The organism is Rosistilla ulvae (assembly GCF_007741475.1).
In the GTDB taxonomy this organism is placed as follows: domain Bacteria; phylum Planctomycetota; class Planctomycetia; order Pirellulales; family Pirellulaceae; genus Rosistilla; species Rosistilla ulvae.
The window spans coordinates 5,021,364-5,046,172 of sequence record NZ_CP036261.1 but is presented as its reverse complement, the minus strand read 5'-3'; the positions used below and the strand labels follow the sequence as shown (position 1 = coordinate 5,046,172).

1 protein-coding gene is annotated in these 24,809 nt (G+C 57.9%); it reads left to right on the top strand.

The genetic code is table 11. The features are described from left to right. Nucleotides 1–288: 288 nt before the first annotated feature. The gene (locus tag EC9_RS17775; protein WP_145347292.1) at nucleotides 289–24,798 is read left to right on the top strand and encodes a BspA family leucine-rich repeat surface protein; all 24,510 of its coding nucleotides are present in this window, start codon (nucleotides 289–291) and stop codon (nucleotides 24,796–24,798) included. The last annotated feature ends 11 nt before the right edge of the window (nucleotides 24,799–24,809 follow it).

Below are 24,809 nucleotides of genomic sequence, written 5' to 3'. Positions count from 1 at the left end.
AACATAAGGAGGCACGCTGGGTATATAGGTTGTGTTACGGCGCCGATACCGCCGTTGGGAAGCGTGCATTCGACGAATGTGCAATTTGACGTCAGCAGGATCGTTGCAATCGACAAAGTCTCAACGAAGGGAACCGAGGTATGTCGATGTTGGTGAAGAGAAACAAGACCTAGATAAACTGCGCTGTAGGTTTCATCTGCAGGGATGATATTTCGTTCACTCGTTGCGCGCGAATTGGATTTGGGGTGAATCCAAATTCGCGACGCACTCCTACCCGACTTCGACCCAATGAAATCAAACCAATCTTCGGCGACCAAGCCAACCGTTTGTTCCGCTACTGAATCGCATCGCGTCCAACGAAAGCTGGATCGGTTGATGGAGGTGTTGGAAGATCGGGTGATGTTCGATGGGGTTCCCGATGGGACATTGGATCCAGCGGCACTCTCGCATGACGATCCTTTGATCGATGTGGCCGATAGCCGCGTCGATGGAGAGCGTGACGGGGCGTCGCTGCAAGCGGAGCCGAAGGGGATCGTTTTCGTCGACAAACGGGTGGCGGGATTCGAGCGTTTGGTGGCCGATCTGGCGACCGATGCGAACCGCGAGATTGTGTTTCTGAACAAACAGATCGATACGCTGTCGCAGATTGCCGATGTGTTGGCCGATCGGAATGCGGACGACGGAACTGTTTACGACACGGTGCAGACTGTCGCAGCGGGGAATGCGGACGATCCCGATCCGCGGTTGGTCACGCTGGACCAGGCATCGCTGCTGGCAGCTCAAACGGCTCGCCATCTCGAAGGATTCGACGAGAGCTCGTCGGTGGGGAACGCTGCCGAAACGATGGCCGCGGTGCGGACCGAAGTCGTGGTCATCGATAGTGGGGTCGAGGATGCGGAGACGATTTTGGCGGGGCTGCGCGATGCATCGGACCAGGTGACCGATTGGATCGTCGTTCGGATCGATCCATCGGATGATGGGATCCAACAGATCAGCGCTGCGCTTGCTGGTCAGAAGTCGGTCGACGCGCTGCATTTGATCAGCCACGGCGACGGGCGTGGGATCGATTTGGGCGGGACGCATTTGGACATCGATTCGATCGCGGCTTTCGCGGGGGAAGTAGCGCTGTGGGGCAACGCGTTTGCCGAGGATGCCGACATCTTGATCTACGGTTGCGATCTGGCGAGCACCGAAGCGGGGCGATCGTTGGTCGAAGCGATGGCGGCGCTGACCGATGCCGACGTGGCGGCGAGCGACGACGCAACCGGTCACGAATCGCTCGGTGGCGACTGGGAACTTGAATTTGAGACGGGGCTGATCGGGACTGCGTCGTTGGGGCAGACGTGGAGTTTCGATGTCAGTTGGTACGGCACGTTGGCAACGATCAATGGCACGTCAGGATCGGACATTTTGGAGGGAACGAATTCCACCGATACGATCAGCGGCAAAGGGGGCAATGACATCCTGTTGGGTGGCGTGGATCTGATCGATGAAGGGAATTTCAATAGCTCGTCGACAAGCACCCAATTGGACGTCACGACGGCGAACAGCGGATGGGATGTCAGTTCGGGAACTGTCGATTTCCTGTCGGCAAGTTCGGGGATTTCCTTACCGAATGATCCGAATGACGCTAGTCTCCGCGCTGTCGATCTGAACGATGGAGAGATCAGCCGATTGGTCGGTGGGTTGACGATCGGCGAGACCTATCATGTGGCCTTTTTCATGGGGGCCGATGGCGCCACGACGCAAACCTTGGATGTTGCCGCGGTGGGTGTCGACAGCGCATCGATGTCGGTGACGATGCCTCCTGGAAGCACCTTGGCCAACATGACATGGCAAGTGAAACTGTTTACGTTCACGGCCACGGCAACGTCGCACAGCATTCAGTTCACCTCGACGTCTGGTTCGCCAACCGCCGGCGCGATCATCGCGGGGGTGCGGTTGGTTCACGATAACGCCGCGGACGGTAACGACACGATTTACGGTAACGCTGGCGATGACCTGATCATTGGTGGCGGTGGGGACAACGAACTCTGGGAAGATAGCGGAACGAACATCATTGTTTCCGGGGCGGGGGAGGACGATATTGAGGGCGGCGACGACAACGATACGATTTACGCGGGCGATGGAAACAACTATGTCGATGGCGGGTCAGGCGATGACATCATCACTACCGGATCGGGTGATGATGAGCTGTATGGCGGTGGCGACAACGATACCATCGACGCAGGCGATGGCGAAAACATCGTTGTGGGCGATGCCGGCGATGACAATATTCAAGCTGGAAGTGGTGATGACTATATCCGGGGCGGTGACGGAAACGATGTCATCGATGGCGGGGACGGCAACAATGTAATCGATGGCGATACTGGTAACGATCAGCTGACATCGGGTTCCGGGAACGATGAGATTTGGTCCACGGAGGGAGCGGACACCATCTTTGCGGGAGCTGGCGATGATGAAATCTACTCCTACGGCGATATGGCGCAGGACACCATTGATGGCGGCGAGGGAGCGGACACCTATTATATCTACGTGGACGATGCGGCCGACGTTTTTCAGGACAGTGGGACCGACGGTGCGATCGATATTCAGTATCTCTATTCCGGCGGCAGTGAGACCTATTACATCACGGACCAGTTTTCCAAAGCGGAAACTGGCATCGATACGATCTACAACGACTGGACGGGGAGCACCTCCTATCTTGGCAGCAGCAGCCATGCCACCGCGTTGTACTGGGACTTCAGTGGAATGGAATTGGAAGCTGTCGAGCAGGTGCATGGTGGCACGCAAAACGACACGATCATTCTCGATTCAGCCGGCCCCGATAATCCGTATGCGATCTATGGAAACGGTGGCAACGACACGTTGACCGATGGTGCGGGGGTGCACTCCCTGTATGGTGGTCCGGGAAATGACCGGCTGTATGGTGGTGCGGGAAATGATCGTTTGTTTGGTGGTTTGGGCGTCGACAGCGCACGATACGATGGCGCGCTTGCCGATTACACCATCAATCGAGACAGCTACGGCCTTGCCAACGACGCCAGCGTTTTGCGGGTTCACGAAACGACGATCAATGGGACCGATGAAGAAAACGATTTCGTCTATGGGACCGTGGAATATTTGTATTTTTCCGATGGTACCTACGACACGGCAACTGGCGGGTTCGTGCCGAACGTTCTCCAGGTTCATTCCATGCCGGGGACCCAGGAGATCGCCGTCGCGGCAGGATTGACGTTCAATGCCGCCAATGGGAATTCGATCTCGATCACCGATGATTCCAGCGATCTGTTGGAAGTGACGCTATCGGTCAGCGAGGGGACTTTGACCCTGGGAGCGATCCCTGCGGGATTATCGTTCTCGTCCAATGATGGGACGAATGACGCGACGATGACGTTCACCGGGACCGTCGCGGATATCAACACGGCGTTGGATGGTTTGCAGTTCACATCGCCCGTCGACTACGAAGGCGGCGCGGTGTTGAGCATGGAATCGTCCGATCTCAACTTTGGCACCAGCGATGCCGACAGCTTGCTGATCAAGATCGGCGATGCGTTGGTTGTTGATACCGCGAGCGATAGCTCCAACAACGGCGATACCTCGAGTCTCGAAGCGCTCTATTTGGATAAGGGGAGCGACGGTTTGATCTCGCTGCGCGAAGCGATCATCGCTTCGAACAACACCTTGGGGACGCAGGCGATTCGGTTTGATATCTCCGGGGCGGGGCCCCATACGATTGCATTGACATCGGCGCTGCCGTTGATCTCCGATGGCGTGTTCATCGATGGTTGGAGTGAACCCGACTACGCCGCCGACGGCGTGCCGGTCATCGTGCTTGATGCTGGGGGGGTAGGCAGCTTCGATACCGGGCTCGAGCTTTCATTGGGATCGGATGGTTCGACGGTCCGTGGTTTGGTTTTGAGTAATATTTCACATCACGGCATTGAGATTGACAGTGACAACAATTGGATCTATGGGAACTATATCGGTGTCGATGCCAGCGGATTGACGGCTGCTGCGGTCGGTGGTGCCGGAGTCTTTTTGAACGCGGGTGCGTCGAACAACATCATTGGAACCAATGGCGATGCGGTGGCTGACGTTTCCGAACGCAATGTTATCGGCGCTGGACGCAACGGTGTTTTCCTTGCGGGAGATGGTGTCAATTCAAACACCATCGCAGGAAACTACATCGGGGTGGGAGTCGATGGCGAGACGGTCCTCGGGTTGGAATTCCATGGTGTCCGGATTGTTGGAGATGCCAGCAACAATACGATCGGTGGTGCGACCGCGGCATTGGGAAACGTGATCGCCGGCGCTGATGATGCGGCGGTGGAAATCGGGAGCGAGTCGACGACGAATTCGGTTCTCAACAATCGAATCGGCATCTCCGCGGATGGAAATACGTTGCTGGGGGACAACACGTTCGGAGTCAGCATTTTGAGTGGGGCCGATGGCACGACGATCATTGGCAATTCGATTGGCGGTAGCGTGCAGGCGGGCATCTTGATCGATGGTGATTCGGTCGGCAGCGTGATCCAGGGCAATACGATCGGCACCGACGCAACAGGGACTCTTAACTGGGGCAACGGCGAGCAGGGGATCTTGCTCGCCTCGGGGGCCACCGGAACCGTGATCGGTGGCATCGGAGCCGGAGAAGGCAACACGATCGCGTTCAGCGGTCAAGCGGACCGTGACAACGGGGCTGGGATCGCGATCTGGGGGACGGCAACAGGCAATACGATTCAAGGAAACTCCATCTATTCGAATCAAGGAATCGGCATCGACTTGGGAGTCGCCAGCGACGACGGAGCCGATCCGAACGACGCTGGGGATAGCGATACCGGCGGGAACAACAAGCAGAATTGGGGCGAGGCGGGGGGGCCGTCGATCAACGACGCCGGCGATTTTCGATACTACGTCAACCTCTACTCATTCGCTGGCGGAACGACCTACACCCTGGACTTCTATGCCAGCAGTGATCGCGACGGTGGCCAGGTGGAAGGCGAACGCTATCTGTTCAGCCGGACGGGGCTCACCAATCTCCAGTCGGGATGGATTACCGAAACGGGGATCGATGCGACGCCGGGCGAATACATCACCGTGACGTTGACCGACGACACGACGGGGGATACGTCGGAGTTTTCCAGCTATTCCGTCGTCGTCGACAGCGACGGTTCGGGTTCTGCTCCACACGACCTTACGCTCGTCGCGGCGGGCGATGGGGGAGTGGAAATCAATGCCGATGGCGGTAAGGACGCGAATCTTGTTGTCCACAGCGACGGAAACACGGGGAGCATCGGCGATCGAATCGGCGGACTGGGATCGATGACGATCGAAGTCGACTTCGCCGCCGCCGACGGCGCCCACCAGGCCCTGCTTTCTTACGCGGCAAGCGATCCGGATGATTTCACGCTTCAGATCGATCCGGATGCTGGCAACGGCAGTGTCACCGTGATGATCAACGGATCGGCGAATCAGGTCGTCGCATCGGGCATCGATTACAACACGCTGTTGGACGGACATCGGCATCAATTGGCCTTCACGTGGGACAACACCGACGGCGATTGGTCGATCTATGTCGATGGACAACTGGCCGAATCGGGAACGGGGTTGGCGACCGGGTTGACGTTGGCGGGGGATGCTGCCAATGGAACCCTGATGTTCGGCCAAGAACAGGATGCCATCGGCGGCGGGTTCTACGCGTTCGATACCTTTCGCGGTACCTATTTCGATGCACGCGTGTTTGATTCGGTTCGCTCCGCCGGGCAGATCGCCGCGGGGGCGGGGCAGACGTTGTCCTACAGCGAACCGGGGATGCTCGCCAATTGGACGTTTAACGATCTGTCGACCGATGGCGTTGTCACCGAATCGGTTGGCGGGAACAGTTTGAAATTGGAAGCCGCCGCGGCCAGTGGTTTTACGTCGAGCGAATCGGTGTTGTCGGTTTGGTTGGACGAAAATGCAGTCAATGGCACGTCGGTCGGAAAGGTTTACGGAACGGATATTGAACGCGAGGCGTTGATCGCGGCGTTCCTGGCCGCGTACCCGTCGCTGCACTACAGTGAGGAAACCGACAAGTTCTACAAAGTGTTGTCAGGTGCCTATGATCGCGACGCGGCCGATGCTGCGGCCAGCGGTGAAACGTTGAACGCCAACGCGGGATCGCTGCTGACGATCGAATCGGCGCACGAAAACGAACTCGTTCGCCGCTGGATCTCCGAGACGGGGGAGAGTCGCGTTTGGTTGTCGGGTTCCGATCTGGCGGAGGCGGACCAATGGCGTTGGGATGATGGCACGTTGTTCTTTGACGACGACGGCGCGGTTGACGGAGCGTATGAAAACTTCGCCTCGGGGGAACCCGATGGGGCTGTCGATCCGTCGATCGTCTATCTGTCGATGGGCAGCGATGGCCAATGGGCCGACAGTGCGGCCGCACAGGCAAGCACGGGGGTGATCGTGGAGTGGTCGGCTGACGAGGCGCTCGATCGGTCAAGGATGGTGCTCTATTCGATTCAATCGCAGACGACGCCGGGGGCGTTTGCCATCGATTCCGATTCGGGCGTGATCACCGTCGCCGATGCGTCGGCAATCGATTACGAGACACTGGACAGCCACCAATTAAACATTCGCGTATCGGACAACAGCGGGCAAAACTACAACGAGTTGTTTACGATTCAATTGCTCGATGGCAGGGAGCCCGTGTCGCTATCGGGTCTTGAAATCGGGACGTTGACCTATACCGAGAACGACCCAGAGCTCGCGATCACATCGACCTTGGAGGCTACCGCTCCCGAGGTCGTGGCGATCGAATCGGCGACGATCGCGATCAGCGTGGGATATGCCAACGGCCCAGACGTTCTCACGTTCGACACGACGAACGGGATCACCGGGGATTGGGACGCAGCGACCGGAACGCTCACGCTGACCGGATCGGCGACGCTGGCGGCCTACCAAACGGCGCTCCGCAGTGTGATGTACGTCAACACCAGCGAAGTGCCCGACGAGACAACGCGAGAGGTCCGCTTTACCGTCAACGATGGCGAACTCGACAGCAACACGGTTCACCGCAGCATCGCGGTCGCCAGCGTCAACGATGCGCCGACCTTCCCGTTGGGGACGGGATTTTTGACAATGCCGGACGATGCGTATCAGGGGTCCGAAACGACGGCGATCCTGCTGCAACCCGATGGGAAGAGTCTGGTGGTTTCGCCCGTCTTTCGCCCCTTTGACGACTCCTTTGGTTTGAACCGCTATACCACATCGGGCGTTCTCGATACCAGCTTTGGTGGCGGCGATGGGAGCGTGGTGACAAGCTTTGGCACAGGCTACGGTTATCCGACCAGTGCCAGCTTGCAAGCCGACGGGAAAATTGTCGTGGCGGGATCGTTTTATGACATTGACGCCGGCTATTCGGTTGCTGCTTTGGCACGCTACAACATCGATGGCACGCTCGATACCAGCTTTGGCACCGCGGGGATGGTCACGACGGTCGTCGCCGGATTCAGCTCCAATATCACAGAGGTGACGGTCCTGGCGGACGGCAAGATCCTGGGGGCGGGATATGTTTACGATTATGACGGTCTCAATGAAATCGCACTCTTTCAATTCAACAGCGATGGAACTCTGGATGCCAGCTTTGGCGCGGGGAATGGATACGTTACCGCAACCGGTCTCGCGGACCGATCGTTAGCCAACAGCATGGTGGTGCAGTCCGATGGGAAAATCCTGGTCGCGGGGATCATCGGCAACGGTGGGGACAGCGATTTTGCTGTCGCTCGCTATAACAGTGATGGCACGCTCGATACGAGCTTTGATGGCGATGGAGTCGTCGATATTGTAACGGGCGGAACTGAGGCCGAAGTCACTGAATTGCTTCTGCAACCCGACGGCAAGATTGTGTTGTTGGGAGACACCGACGCCAATGGCGACAGCGACTCGGTGGTTGTGCGTCTTCTGGCCGATGGTTCCATCGACACCAGTTTTGGTGGTGGTGATGGGATGGGAATCACCGCGATCGCTGGAAGCCACGAAACGATCTACGCCGCCGCGATACAAGCCGATGGCAAGATCGTTGGGGTGGGGGGCGATTATGATCCGGCTACTTTCAAAAATCGTGGTTTCACGGTCCGCTACAACAGTGATGGCACGCTCGATACCAGCTTTGGCGACGACGGGATCGTTCCCTTCACGCTCGGTGACACCAGCTCGGATGCTTCTTACGGCATCGCGATCGATGACGATGGCAAAATTTTGGTTACAGGGAGCAGCTTCAGTACTCGAGGCACAGGCTATCTAGTGCGCTACAACTCCGACGGCACCCTGGACATGACCTACGGCGCGGATCATCAGTTGGACGGAGCGCCAACTTTCATCGAAAACGGTTCGGCGGTCGTCTTGGACGACGACGTGGCGATCGTGGATGCCGACCTGATCGAGTTGGACAACTTTGCCGGGGCGACCCTGACGCTGCAGCGAAATGTCGCGGCCAACGACGACGATCTGTTCAGTGCCACCGGAACGCTCTCCTTTGCCGGCGGCGATCTGGTCGTCGATGGGACGACGATCGGTAGCGTGACGAACACCGGCGGAACGCTTTTGCTGGCCTTCAATAGCAACGCCACGCACGCCTTGGTCCGTGCGGCGATGTCGCAGATCGCTTACGCGAATGCAAACGACACGCCCGCGGCGAGCGTGCAGATCGATTGGATGTTCGACGACGGAAACACCGGAGCTCAGGGAAGCGGCGGGGCGCTCAGCACCGTCGGCAGCACGACCGTCGCGATCATCGCGGTCAACGATGCGCCGGTTGTTTCGGGAATCGAGACCGAGGCGATCGACTACACTGAAAACGACGGAGCCGTTGCGATCAGTTCGACTTTGGCGGTCTCGGATGGCGACGGCACGCAGATCGAATCGGCGACGGTCGCGATCAGTTCGGGATACGCCAACGGGCAAGACCTGCTTGGTTTTGTCGATCAGAACGGGATCATGGGCGCATGGGATGCCGGTACCGGAACCCTGACACTCAGCGGTTCGGCAACGATCGCCGAATACCAAACGGCACTCCGCAGTGTCACCTACACCAACAGCAGCGAATCACCGAACACGGCAACGCGCACGGTCAGCGTCACCGTCAACGATGGCGACGAGAACTCGGCTACTCAAAACCGTGATATTGCGATCACGGCCGTCAACGACCGTCCGACGTATGGAACTATCGTCCTTCCCACATTCACCGCGCACGAGCTCACGAACAACGCCCTTGGCGCAAGCTTCGTCACGACAGCCGACATGGACGGTGACGGCGATCTGGACGTGCTTTCCGCATCGTTTGTTGACGATAGGATCATCTGGTTCGAGAACGACGGCAGCGGAATCTTCACCGAACATACTGTCACGTCGACGGCCGATGGATCGCTCGCCGTTTATGTCGTGGACCTGGACGAAGACGGCGATTTGGACATTGTATCCGCATCGCATCTTGACGATACGGTGTCCTGGTATGAGAACGACGGCAACGAAAACTTCACCTTGCATGTGATTACCACGTCAGCCGATTTCGCCGCCTCGGTGACCGCTGCCGATGTGGATGGTGACGGCGATCTCGACATCCTTTCCGCTTCCTACCGTGACCACAAAATCGTTTGGTATGAGAACGATGGTAACGAGAACTTCACCATCCGTGTGATTACCTCGACCGCCATGGGTGCGAGATCCGTTGCCACGGCGGACATGGACGGTGACGGCGACCTGGACGTTCTTTCCGCAGCGCGGGATGACGGCACGGTGGTTTGGTACGAAAACGACGGCAGCGAGAACTTTACCACGCACGTGATCGCCGCAGACGCCGAAGGAGCGATGCACGTCATGACAGCGGACGTTGACGGTGATGGCGACCTGGACGTTCTTTCCGCGTCATACGACGACAACTCGGTGACCTGGTACGAAAATGATGGCAGCCAGAATTTCACCCAACATGTGGTTGACACGACAGCCGTTGGCGTGATCTCGGTCGCGGCAGCGGACGTTGACGGGGACGGCGACCTCGATCTGCTTTCCGCTTCATCCGTCGGCGACACGGTGTCCTGGTACGAGAATGATGGCAGCCAGAATTTCACCCAACATATGATTGCTGTGGCATCCGATGGCGCGAGATCCGTCATCATGGCGGACATTGATGGTGACGGCGACCTGGACGTCGTTACCGCATCGCAATATGACAACACGGTCACATGGTACGAGAGCGAGGTGATAGCGTTGATCGGCGACAATCCGACCTTCGTCGAAGACGGCCCGGCCGTGGTGCTCGGTTCAGGCGTCGAGATCGAGGACATGGAACTGACCTCACTGGATGATTTTGATGGCGCATCGCTGTCCTTCGCCCGCATGGGTGGACCAAGTCCCGACGATCACTTCAGCGCGACGGGCAATTTGGCCTTCGTCGGAACCACGACCGGCAACATCGAACTCTCGTCGGTCGTCATCGGTACCTACACCAACACCGCCGGCACGCTGACGCTCTCCTTTGCTGCGGGCACCACCAACGCCCAGGTCAACGCGGCGGCGCGGGCGATCGCCTACAGCAATTCCAACAACACGCCACCGACGAGCGTCCAAATCGACTGGACCTTCGATGATGGGAACACCGGAAGCCAGGGCATCGGCGGAGGCCGACAGGCGATCGGCAGGACGACCGTCACGATCACCGCTACCAACGATGATCCAACCAACGCGGGCTCGCTGCCCAGCAGCATCAGTGTCACCGAAGACGTCAGCAGCAACGTCGACTTGTCGTTGATCGATTTAAGTGACTTCGATGCCGGCACCAGCAGCCTGACGGTGACACTGACCACCAGCACCGGCGGCCACTTGACCGCCGCCGCAGCAGCGGGGATTACCGTCGGTGGGACGAGCACGGCGAGAACGTTGACCGGCAATCTCGCGGATCTGAATAGTTATCTCAACACGACCAGCAATCTCACCTACCTACATGGCACCGCGGACATCAACGGCGATGCCGCCGACACGATCCAGGTCGACGTCACCGACAACGGCAACACAGGCAACGGCGGCGGTGGAACGATTGATCTCGGTTCGGTCGATGTCGACATCACGCCTGTCAACGACGACCCGACCAACGCGGGCAGTTTGCCAGCAACGATCACTGTGACCGAAGATGTGCTGAGCAACGTGGATTTGTCTGCGATCGATTTGAGCGATGTCGATCACAATGGCGGGGATCTGACGCTGACACTCACGACGTCGACCGGCGGCAATCTGACAGCCTCCACCTTGGGCGGTGTGTGGATTGTGGGCAGTGGTTCGTCGTCGCTGTCGTTGACCGGTACGCTCAGTATGCTCAATGTCTATCTGAACAACGCCAGTGCGATTCAGTATTTGTCAGGCGTCTCGCATGCCAATGGAATCGCTGCGGATACGTTACAATTGTCATTCACCGACAACGGCCATTCGGGAATCGGCGGCGGTTTGTTGATCGATTTTGGGACGCTGGATGTTGACATCGCAAGCGTCAATGACGCGCCGACTTTTGAGATCGGCGATGGGGTGGTGACGACTCCCGTGGGCGCGTTGAATGAGTCCGCCAGTGACATCCTGGAGCAGCCCGATGGCAAGATCGTGGTTGCTGGCTACGTCCACAATGGCCTCAGTTTCGATTTTGGCTTGGTGCGTTACAACGTCGATGGGACGTTGGATACCAGCTTTGGCGGCGGTGATGGGGTGGTGACGACTGCCACCGCATCTCAGGCGGATATTGCTTACAGTGCGACGTTGCAGCCCGATGGCAAAATCCTGTTGACAGGTTTCACGACGGTCAGTGGAACGTACCACCATACGGTGGTGCGTTACAACATCGATGGGACGCTGGATAGCAGCTTTGGCGTCGGCGGGATTGTTGTAAGCAACATTGGTGCGAATGGGGATGCAGGCAAGTCCGTCACGTTGCAATCCGATGGCAAGATCTTGGTCTCAGGGTGGAAGATGAGTGGCGGAACCACAGGGTCCATGCTAGTGCGTTACCACAGCGATGGGACACTGGATACGAGTTTTGGCGGCGGTGATGGGATTGTGGTTTCCGACTTTGGAGCGACCAGTAGCGTTTATGACGACATGGTGGTCCAGGCCGACGGCAAGATTCTAGTAGCCGGATACCTGGACTCAGGTACCGCGACCAAACGCGATATAAGCTTGGTGCGTTACAACAGCGATGGCACCTTGGACAATAGCTTTGGTGTCGCAGGTATCGTGAGCACTGACTTAGGAGACAGCACCGACAATGCCAGTCGGATTGTGTTGACTGCCGATGGGAAAATTCTGTTGTCGGGCTATAGCAAGCATGCTGGCGATTTTGACTTTACCGTGTTGCGTTACAACAGCGACGGAACGTTAGACTTCAGTTTCGGCGGCGGGCTGGGGGTTGTCACGACCGACGTGCAAGCTGACGATAACTATGCCAATGGCTTGATCATGCAGGATGACGGCAAGTTCCTGGTGGCCGGTCATATCGCGAGCGGACCCGAGTTTGTCGTGGTTCGGTATCACAGCGACGGCACGTTGGATACCAGTTTTGGTGACGATGGGATTGCGGTCGGGGCGCTGAATGGTGGTATCGTTGGCATCAACAATGCCACGCTCCAGGCCGACGGTAAGATTCTGTTGACAGGTTACCACACGCAAAGCGCGAACAGTGATTTCTTGCTGGTGCGTTACAACAGTGATGGCACCTTGGACACGCGTTTTGGTATCGACTCCAGCTCGCTTGCTGGCACGGTGAGCTATACCGAGGATGGCCCGGCAGTAGTGCTCGATATCGATGTCGAGCTCAGCGATCAAGAACTCGATGCGCTCAACGGCGGCGATGGCAACTATGCCGGCGCCCAGATCACGCTCGTCCGCGACGGTGGCGCGGCCAGCGAAGACGTGTTGGATTTTGCCAACGGCAATGGGATCACGCTCGTGGGGGATCAGTTGATCAAGAATGGGCAAAGCATCGCAACGTTCGATACCACAACGACCGCAGGCGCGCTTGTCATCACGTTCACCGATGGCAATGGCGAGATCCCCACGTCCAGCGATGTCGTCCAGATGCTCCGTCGACTCACCTATGCCAACAGCAACGACACGCCGCCGGCGAGTGTCCAAATCCATTGGACCTTCAACGATGGCAACACGGGCAGCCAGGGCAGCGGCGGGGCGTTGGACACGACCGGAAGTACCTTTGTCACGATCACCGCTGTGGACGACGCGCCGGTGATCGCTGCGATCGAATCGATTGCCATTGACTACATCGAGAATGACGGCGCCGTCGCCATCAGCCCGTCGTTGACAATTTCGGATGTCGACGACACTCACATCGTATCAGCGGTCGTCGCCATCGGTGCGGGATATGCCAACGGCCAGGACGAGCTTTCATTCGTCAATCAAAACGGCATCTCAGGCAACTGGAATGCCAGCACCGGAACGCTCGTGCTGAGCGGGACCGCGACGTTGGCACAGTACCAAACCGCACTGCGAAGTGTCACGTACGCTAACTCTAGCGAACTGCCGGACACGACCACCCGCACGATCAGTTTCACCATCCATGACGGCCAGTCAAACAGCAACGTCGTGGCGCGCGATATCACGATCACGAGCGTCAATGACGGGCCCGTGTTTTTCGAACCTACCCTCGACTCAGCCGATCTCCCTTTCGTCCATGTCGAACTGGACGGATATAACAGGATCTATCTCGAGAGCATTGTCTTGCAATCCGACGGCAAGAGTCTACTGCTGGGAACGGCAGCCTCTGGCGGCGTCTACGAACTGGCACTCGTTCGTTACACAGCATCGGGAATCATCGACACCGGTTTTGGCGGTGGCGACGGCAGCACGGTGACGAGCTTCGGCTCGGATTCTGTCTATGCCGCTTCCGTCGCGCTACAAGCGGATGGCAAAATCTTGGTGGCCGCCAATCAGTATCACGATGACAGCAGTTCAATCATGTTGGTGCGATATAACAGCGATGGGACGTTGGACAGTAGTTTTGGCGGAGGCGATGGGATTACAACCACCAACGTTTCGGGAAGTTATGACTACGTCGAGGAGATCACATTGCAAGACGACGGAAAAATTTTGGTAGTGGGAGGCATTACCAATGGTGCTAACAATGATTTCGGGGCGATTCGTTACAATAGCGACGGTTCACTGGATGCCAGCTTTGGCGGCGGCGATGGGATTGTCGAAGACTCTCTTGGCGGTACCTTTAGTAATATTTCTAGCATCGTCGTGCAGTCCGATGGCAAGATCCTGATCGCGGGCGGCAGTTCGGCCGGATCGGAATATAGTGTCGTTGTGGCGCGTCTCAACAGCGATGGTTCATGGGATTCGGGCTTTGATGGCGATGGGATTCTGAAATTCGACTTGGGGGGCATCGATTCCTCCGCCAGTTCGGTCGTCCTCCAATCGGACGGTAGAATTGTCGTGGCCGGTTATATCTCGACAAGCGGCATTAGCGACAGCGATAGCTTTGTAGTGCGTTTGCTGGCGGACGGAACGTTCGACACCAGCTTTAGTGACGACGGGATCGTGATCACCGATGTGGATGGGGCAGATGAATATGCGGGGTCCGCCACCGTGCAAGCCGATGGCAAGATCGTTGTCTTGAGCACTTCTTACGGCAGTACGACACATGGCCAAATCATCCGTTACAACGTTGATGGCACAATCGATGGTAGTTTCGGCGACGATGGGGTCGTGAACATTGCGGTGGGTGAGGACTCGGAGGATTACAGCAGCCACCTGGTGATCGATGCCGATGGAAAGATGATTGTTGTCGGCAACAGCTATTCCGATGATGTCATCGGTTTTGTGCAACGCCTCAACAGCGATGGCACTCTGGATGCTACTTATGGAGTGGAGGATCCGTTGGCGGGTTCACCAAGTTACGTTGAGGGCGGCGCGGCGTTTGTCTTGGATGACCATGTTTCCATCTTCGACGAAGAATTGGTTATCGACGATAACTTCGCTGACTCGACGCTGACGCTACTCCGCAGCGGCGGCGCGAATGCGGAAGACCAATTCATCGCTACCGGAACGCTCTCCTTCAGCGGTGGCGATCTGGTCGTCAATGGGATCACGATCGGCAGCGTGACCAATGACGCCGGAACGTTGGCAATGGTTTTCAATGGGAACGCAACGCAGGCGCTGCTCAGCTCGGCGATGCAGCAGATCGCGTATGCCAACGCCAGCGACAAGCCCCCAGCGAGCGTGCAGATCGATTGGACTTTCGACGACGGGAATACCGGTGCGCAAGGCATCGTCGGGGCGCTCACGGCGACCCAAAGCACGATCGTCGCGATCACAGCGGTCAACGACTCGCCGGTTCTTTCGGGAATTGAGACCGAGGCGATCGACTACACCGAAAACGACGGAGCCGTAGCGATCAGTTCCACGCTTGCGGTCTCGGATCCCGACGACACGCAGATCGAATCGGCAACGGTCGCGATCACGGCCGGGTACGTCATCGGGCAAGACCTGCTCGTCTTTGTCGATCAGAACGGGATCACAGGCGCATGGGATATCGGGACCGGAACCCTGACGCTCAGCGGTTCGGCAACGGTTGCCGAATACCAAACGGCACTACGCAGCGTCACGTACACCAATAGCAGCGAACGTCCCCTCACAACGACACGCACTGTCAGTTTCAGTGTCAACGACGGCGAACTGGACAGCAATGTTGGCACTCGCAATCTAGCGATCACTAGCGTCAACGACGATCCGAGCAATACTGGCGGCTTTCCAACGTCGATCACTGTGACCGAAGACGTTTTAACTACCATCGACCTCTCGTCGATCGATCTCAGCGACCTCGACCACAACGCTGGGAATCTAGTGCTGACAATTCGCACATCCAATGGTGGTGCGATTACTACAGGCGGTGCACACAGTTATATCCGCTCGCCATTGGGACCCACCATCGCTTCGTTGACGGGCTCGCTCGCTTCGCTCAACGCCTTTTTAAACGACGTTGGCTCGCTCCAATACAAACATCCCACCCTGCACTCCAACGGCTCCGCTGCCGACACGATCACTGTGACAATCCGTGACCTCGGCAACACAGGCAATGGCGGTGGGGGAACGATCGATCTCGGATCGGTCGATGTCGACATCACCCCCGTCAACGACGAACAGGTTCTCGCGGTCAACACCGGCGCGACTGTAGTGGAAGGTGCGACCGCTAACACGATCACGTCCGCCATGTTACAGACGACCGACGTCGACAATACCAACGAGGAATTGGTCTACGTCGTCGATACGCTTCCCAACAACGGAACGCTCTACCGCGACTCGGTCGCATTGTCGGAAAGCGATACGTTTTCGCAAGCCGACATCGCGGCTGGTTTGATCACGTACGATCACGATGACAGTCAGACGACGAGCGATAGCTTTGCGTTCACGGTGGACGATGGGGCGGGCACGACCAGTTCTTCATCGTTCCACTGGACAATCACCCCCGTCAACGACGCGCCCTACGATTTGACGAGCACGCCCCTTTCGGTCGCGGAGAATTCGGCCAACGGAACGAGTGTGGGAACGGTTACCGGGTACGATGTCGATTCGGCATCGCTGACCTATTCGATCTTCGCTCAGGATTTCCCTGGTGCGTTTGCGATCGATTCGGTGACCGGCGAGATCACCGTTGCCGATGGTCGTTTGTTGAACTACGAGGATGCGACCAGCCAGGCGGTGACGGTCCGCGTGACAGATGCGTCCGGTGCAACGTACGATGAGGAAATGACGGTCGCAATCACCGATGAAGCGGGGGACGTGGTTGCCACCGCTGATGCCATAACGGTTGTCGCTGGGGCTCCGGTCGTGATCGATCCGCGCGGCAACGACGTCTCCGGAAGCGGCGATCCTTTGGTGGTCACCGAGATCATCGATGCTGCAGCGGGCAACGCCGTCACGTCACTTTCCAATCCCGGAGATACGGCAACGCTCGCATCGGGAACAACGCTCACCCTGCGCAGCGACGGTCGGTTGACGGTTGTCGCTGCCGCTGACGGTATCGAAACGTTTGCCTATCGCGTTTCCGATGGAACGACGGACGATTCAGAACTGGTGACATTGACGGTCGATTCGAGCGAGTTGGCGGCGCAGTCGATCGGCTTGGTAACGACGTGGGACACGACCCAACCGGGTAGTGCCAGCGATACGATCACAATCGCCGCGGCGCCGGGCAGCAGCAACTACACGGTCTATTGGGGGGACGGCACGAGCACCGTTGGTGCCAGCGGCGATCTCTCGCACACCTACGCGTCGCCGGGGCAGTACACGGTCACGATCGTCGGCGATTTTGCGGGATTCAATTTCGACGGCGGCGGCGACGCGGCAAAGATCTTGTCGGTCGAACAGTGGGGGAGCGTTGCATTCGAGGACTTGGACGATGCCTTTGATGGGGCGGTGAATCTGCAGATCAACGCGGCAGACGCTCCCGATCTCAGCGGCGTCACCAGTTTGAAGGAGATGTTCAATGGCGCTACCGCGATGAATGCCGACCTGAGCGGTTGGGATGTCGCCAGCGTTGACAATATGAACGGCCTGTTTCGGGGAGCCGGTTCGTTTAATCAAGACCTGAGTGGATGGGATGTATCGAACGTCACCAATATGGCGAGCATGTTCTATGGAGCCAGTTCCTTTAACGAAGACGTGAGCAGTTGGGATGTTTCCAGCGTTACCAGTATGGTGGGAATGTTTCAGGACGCCGGATCTTTCAATCAAGATGTGAACGGCTGGGATGTCTCCAACGTCGCCAGTATGGTGAGAATGTTCTATGGAGCCGGTACTTTCAACCAAGACGTGAGTGGTTGGGATGTTTCCAGCGTCACCAGTATGATCAACATGTTCTATAGCGCCAGTTCCTTTAACCAAGATATAAACGATTGGGACGTTTCCAACGTCACCAGTACGGCGATCATGTTCTATGGAGCCAGCTCATTCAACGGAAACGTGAGCGGTTGGGATGTTTCCAGCGTTACCAATATGGTGGGGATGTTTCAGGACGCCGTTTCTTTCGACCAAGACGTGAGCGGCTGGGATGTTTCCAACGTCACCAATATGGGGAGAATGTTCTCTGGAGCAAGCTCATTCAACCAAGACGTGAGCGGCTGGGATGTTTCCAACGTCACCAGTATGATCAACATGTTCTATAACGCCGGTTCCTTCAACCAAGATGTGAGCGGTTGGGATGTTTCCAATGTCACTGGTATGGCGAGCATGTTCTCTGGAGCCAGTTCTTTCAACCAAGACGTGAGCGGTTGGGATGTATCCAATGTCACTGGTATGGCGAGCATGTTCTCTGGAGCCGGTTCCTTCAATCAGGACGTGAGCGAATGGGATGTCTCCGGTGTTACCAGTATGGAGAGCATGTTCCAAGACGCCAGCGCTTTCAATCAGAATCTAGGCGACTGGGATATTTCTAGCCTGGCAAATGCGTCAAACATGCTGTCGAATTCCGATCTGTCCATTCCAAACTACGACGCCACTCTGATCGGCTGGGCCAGCCAATCGGTCAAACCAAACGTGCCCCTGGGAGCGGACGGTTTGCAGTACAGCATCGCGGCACAAGCGGCACGCGACTTGTTGATCAACGATCACAACTGGAGTATCACGGGGGACAGTTTCTATAACTACGTTCCCGAGATCACCAGTGATGGCGGCGCCGATACCGCGTCGGTACATGTCAACGAAGACACGGCAGCCGTGACGACGGTGGCGGCGTCGGATCAGGACGGTCTGCTCAACACGCTAAGCTATTCGATCTATGGCGGATCCGATGCAGCGCGGTTTGCCATCGACAGTGTGACCGGTGAACTGGCGTTTCTATCCGCTCCGGACTATGAAAACCCGACGGATGTCGGCGGAGACAATCTCTACAACGTGGTCGTGCGTGTCAGTGACGATCAAGGCGGAACCGATGACCAAACCCTGACGGTCGCCGTCAGCTCCATCAACGATGCGCCGCTGGCCGTCAACGATCCGAGCTTTGTCACCGACGAAGCGACAGCGCTCACGGGGCTTGATATCTTGGCGAACGATATCGACGTCGACGTCGACTTGTTGACGATTTCGCGAATTGATGGCAACGCGTTTACCGTTGGCGTACCGATCTCGCTCGCCAGCGGCACCCTGGTCACGGTGAACCCCGACGGCACGATCGATTTTGATCCCGCGAATGTGTATACACAGCTAGGGGACATCCATTCGGCGATCGAAAGCTTTACGTATGAGATCGCCGATGGCCAAGGGGCCTTCGATACGGCGACGGTGACCATCCAAATTCAAGGGCTCGACAATCCGATCAGCATCTCGGAACTGACCGATGGGCCGACGATCGACACCGATGGCGATGTCTTTGAAAGCGATCTGCCGCAGGGAACCGATGCCGTTGGCGTCGGCGAATCGACATCGGGAACGTTCCTGTTGCAGCCGGGAGATGGTCTGGTTTCGCTGCAGATCGATTCCCGAGTCATCACCGCCGCGGAACTGATCGATACCGCAACCACCCCCGTGATCGTGAACACTTCGCTGGGGCGACTGGCAGTCTCGGGCTACAACGCCATTTCGGGAGTCGTTTCGTATTCGTATACGTTGACCGGATCCGGGGATCATACCGCCGGCAGTGTGATTGACAACATCTCGCTGACGATCACCGACACCGATGGCGACATCGTCAACGCCACGCTGGGAATCTTGATCCACGATGATCTCCCGTCGACGAGCGACGATGCGAGTTCCGTGCTCGAGGAGAGCGGCACGGCGGCGACGGGAAACGTGCTTGTCAACGATCAGGTCGGTGCCGATCAAACGGCCAAGCTCGTGGCGACGGTCGGCAGCGGAGCGAATCTGCCGTCGGCGATCCATCTTGGCCAAGCCTTGTCAGGAACGTACGGTACGATCGCGATGCAGGCCGACGGCAGCTACAGCTACCTGTTGGACGATCTCGATCCCGTGGTCTCCGCGTTGTCGACTGGCGAATCGTTGACCGATCAATTCACTTACGAAGTGGTCGATGCCGACGGCAGTCGATCGACAGCGACGTTGACGATCCAGATCAACGGAACCAATGATTCGCCGAACCTTGGTAGCGACAGTTTCGCAACGTTCGAATCGACGGCGACGCGGTTCGATCTGTTGGCAAACGACAGCGATGACGAAGGGCATGCGTTAACGATCACTCAGATCGACGGGCAACCAATTCTGGTTGGCGGGCAGGTTGCGGTCGCTGGCGGTTCGGTCACGCTGCACGCCGATGGAACCGTTACGTTTGTTCCGACCGCGGGATTCAGCGGTTCTTTCGCGTTCGAATACGCCGTGGAGGATGCGTTGGGGGCCGAGCAAACGGTCGCTGTGCAAGTGGCGGTTGTCCCCTCCGATTCGCGACCCGAAGTGACACTCGAACAAACGCCGACTGCGGTGGTCGATCTGCCTCTGGCGCAGTGGACGCACGGCAGCGGAACGGTCGCCCCCGAGCTGCAGGATCCGACGTTGGTCGCCGCCGCCGCGAATGAGACCAGCCATGGCGGGCTGAACATCGCGATCGGTGGCGGTTCGGCATCGATCCAAGGTGTCGACGCGGCGACGCTGGCCAACGCGATCGCCGACGAGGACTATCTCGCCTATTCGGTTACCGTTGCCGATCCGCTGCCGCAGGACCATCATCTGCTGCTGACCGGCATCGAGATGTTCAAACCGACCGGCGGCCCCGACTATTTGCGAACCGTCGTCGTCTCGCGCGATCCCGATTTTGCGACGGCGACAACGATCGTTGCCAACGATCTCGTCTCGGGAGACGGCGTCGCGATCGATCGCGATCTTGCGACAGCGATTTCCGTCGTCGCTGGCGAAACGCTCTACTTCCGCGTCTATCTCTATGACAGCAGCGGCGGCGATGTCGTTCAATACGACAACTTCCAAGCGAAGTTCAGCGTGCTGGATGCCAACGATTCGGCCGCGTTTAGCGAAGGAGATCCGGCGGTGGCTGTCGATGCGGGTGCCAACGCCGATGCGAGCGATGGCGGCGAGGCCGATCTGGTGCAACTGACGGTCACCCTGTCGGGGATTGTCGACGCAAATGCCGAATGGGTGACGATCGCAGGCCAGGCGGTCGATCTCTCCAGCAGCGGCAATTGGACGGGACTTGCCGTCGGCGGATCGGTCGTCGATATCGGTTACAACCAATACACCCAATCGTTCACGATCACAAATCACAGCGGGTCGGGTAGCGCGATCCCGCAATCCGATCTCGATCTCTTGATCCGTGGTCTCCAGTATGAAAACACTTCGCAAAACCCGAGCTACGGCCAACGGACGTTCGAATTTGTCCTGACCGATGCATCCGGGTTGGCGTCGGCACCGGTGATGTCGACCGTTTTGGTCGCGTCGGTCAACGACTTGCCCGTCGCGGTGAACGACTCGTTTGTCACCGATCAAGATACTCCGTTGGACGGCCATCTGTTGGCCGACAATGGCGGCGGCGTCGATTCGGATCCCGATGGCGACACGTTGACAGTCACTCAGATCAACGGCCAAGCGTTTGCGTCGGGAGATGTCTTCGCCTTGCCAAGTGGGGCAACGATCCAAATGTTCTCCGATGGAACGTTCCGCTTTGATCCCGGCACCGCGTTTGATCACCTCGGTTCGGGGGAACAGGTGACCGATTCGTTCAGCTACCAAATCTCCGATTTTCATGGCGGCTTCGCGACTGCCACCGTAACGATTCAGATCGATGGGATCGACGATCCGTTGAGCATCGATGGGATCGACGACGGGATCCATTCGGGCACCGATGCATCGGTCGATGAGAGTCATCTGGCGACCGGTTCCGCGGCGATGCCGGGAGGCGCGACGACCAGCGGATCGTTTGTGCTTCAGGTCGGGGATCAGATCGAATCGTTACAGGTTGCTGGAGTTTCAATCACTACGGCTCAGCTGTTGAATGCACAGACAGTACCTGTTGTGATTGCGACCACGCATGGCCAGTTGACGATCGACAGCTACGATTCGGCCAGCGGCCAGGTCGACTATCGTTACGAATTGACATCCGCTGCGGACCATTCCGGCGGTACCGCAACCGAATCGATCGGCTTGATTGCACGAGATCTCGATGGCGACCAAACCGCCGTGACGCTGGTGATCTACATTGTCGATGATCTCGCCATCGCCAACGACGACTGGGACGAAGTCATCAATGTCGCTGGAAACCCGTCGAGCGTTGCCGATGGGAATGTCGTCACCGGACAGGGAAGCGGCAGCGACCCGAACTTCAGCGACGGCGTCGTTGATCGCGTCGGTGCCGATCAAGTCTCCGCTCCTGTTACTGGCGTCGTCGCGGGAACCGGATCGCCGGACAACACGTCGGGCAATCTGGGGCTTCCCGTGGCGGGCGCCTTCGGTTCGCTGGTGCTGCAGGCCGATGGGGCTTACATGTACACGCCCGATTATGCCAACGCTCAAGTGGCCGCATTGGGGCCCGATGAATCATTGACCGATGTTTTCACGTATCAGATCACCGATGCCGACGGCAGCCAATCGACGGCCACGATCACCTTCACAATTCTCGGCACGCCGACGATCATCGGCACGCAGGACGAAGGCCTCGTGGCGGGGACCGATGCTTCGGTCGAAGAAGCCGATTTGAGTACGGGCAGCACGGCAGATCCGGCCGGCGCAACGGCCAGCGGCAGCTTTCTGGTGATCGCCCCGCGTGGCCTGGTTCAATTGAAGGTTGCCGGAACGGCGCTCTCCGCGAACCAATTGAATTGGGTCTCGGTCGCGCCGATCATGGTCGCAACGTCTCATGGTTCGATTCAAATCCTTTCCTACGACCAAGCCACTGGATTGGTCGAGTACAAATTCACGCTGACAAGTCCCGTTGACCACGCCAGCGGACAAGGCAGCGAATCGATCACCTTGGCGGTGAAAGACACGTACGGCGACGAAGTGCAGAAGACGATGTTGATCGCCATCGTCGATGACGCTCCGGTCGCCCACGATGACCTCGAATACGACAACGGTTCGCCGGGCGTTCCGCTGACCGGCAACGTCACCGACAACGATATCTATGGCGCCAACGGACCGGCGGCCGACCCGATCCGCAGCGTCGTCGTGGGATCATCCGACCCTAGCGGATTCGAACACCAGGTCGGCTCCCCGATCAATGGTCTCTTCGGTTGGTTGACGCTGAGCGCCGATGGCGGCTTTGCGTACCAAGCCGATCCCGCGCGATCGGCATTCCAAGAGCTTGGCGATGGGCAGACGGCCAACGATCTCTTCACCTATCAGATCGCCGACGCCGATGGCAGTACCAGCAACGCGGAACTGATCGTCGTGGTGTCGGGGCTCAACGAATCGCCAACTGCCGAAGGGACAATCGAATCGCAGACCGCTTACGACGGTCAAACGATTGTGCCGTTGGACGTCCGTGGATACTTCGGCGATCGCGATGCGACCGACGTGCTGACCTACGCCGACAATGGCAGCTTGCCCACGGGGCTGAGTCTCGATTCGGCGACGGGGATCATCAGCGGCACGTCGTCGGGCGACGCGTCGCAAACGGGGCCCTACGCCGTGCAGATCACGGCGACCGACGTCGAAGGGCTGACCGCTACGCAAAGCTTCACCTGGAACGTCCACAACGTGGCGCCGGTCGCCGTCGAACATACCGGTACGGTCCACGAGTCGAATGTGTATCACGGACAACTGTTGGGTGGCAACGGATCGGACTACGATCCCGATGGCGATACGCCGCTGCAAGTGGTCGCTGTCAACGGCGATCCGGCCGCGGTCGGCAGCGCGGTGACGTTGCAATCGGGGGCGATCGTGCAGATCCATGCCGATGGTAGCTACCAATATGATCCCAATGGGCAGTTCGATAATTTAGGCGTTGGCCAATCGGCGCTCGATCAATTTGCGTACACGATCAGCGACGGGCAGGGAGGGACCGATACGGGGCAAGTCGTCGTGACGATTCACGGTGAAAACGAACCGCCGCAAGTGGGCGACAGCCAGATCAAGGTCGGTGCAAACATTTCGACGGTGATTCCCGTGCTTCAAAACGCCTACGATCCCAACGGCGATCCGTTGACGGTGATCGTGCTGACCCAGCCCGACAACGCGTCGGTCGTGGTGAATCCCAACGGCACGCTGACATTGACGCCCCATACCAATTTCGTCGGCGAGACCTCATTCCGATATTTGGTCGAGGATCCGTATGGCGGGACCGCGTCGGCAACGATCGATGTGGAGGTCCGCGCGGCATTTGCCTTCGATTCGCTGAATGACTTCACCAAGGGATTTGGTCGCGACATCTCCGAGCGAAGTTTCGATTCCGATTTGGCGAAGGGGCCACTGTCGATGCAGATCTTCGCATTGGCGGCAGAGCCGATCGTTTCGGGACATGCCAATTACGGAAGCCAGATCGTCGGCAGAATCTATGATTCCAGTGGACGATTGATCGGAGAGCGTACCACGGTTGCTGACATCGGTGGGAATTGGATCATGCAATTCCAGGGAGTCAACAATTTTGAACACTACCGCATTGAAATCGAACAGACCGATGCGTCGGGCACTGCCATCCCTGGCTTCGGTCTCAATCATTCCAATTCGACCTACCAAACCTTGCAACCGCTGACTCATGTGAAGGAAACATTGACGGTCGAACGTGTGATGTGCGAGATGCCGTCGAAGTCGATCCAACAGGGGCACGAAACGCTCAACAACCCGTTGGGCTTGGGGCTCTAACTACCGCGGTG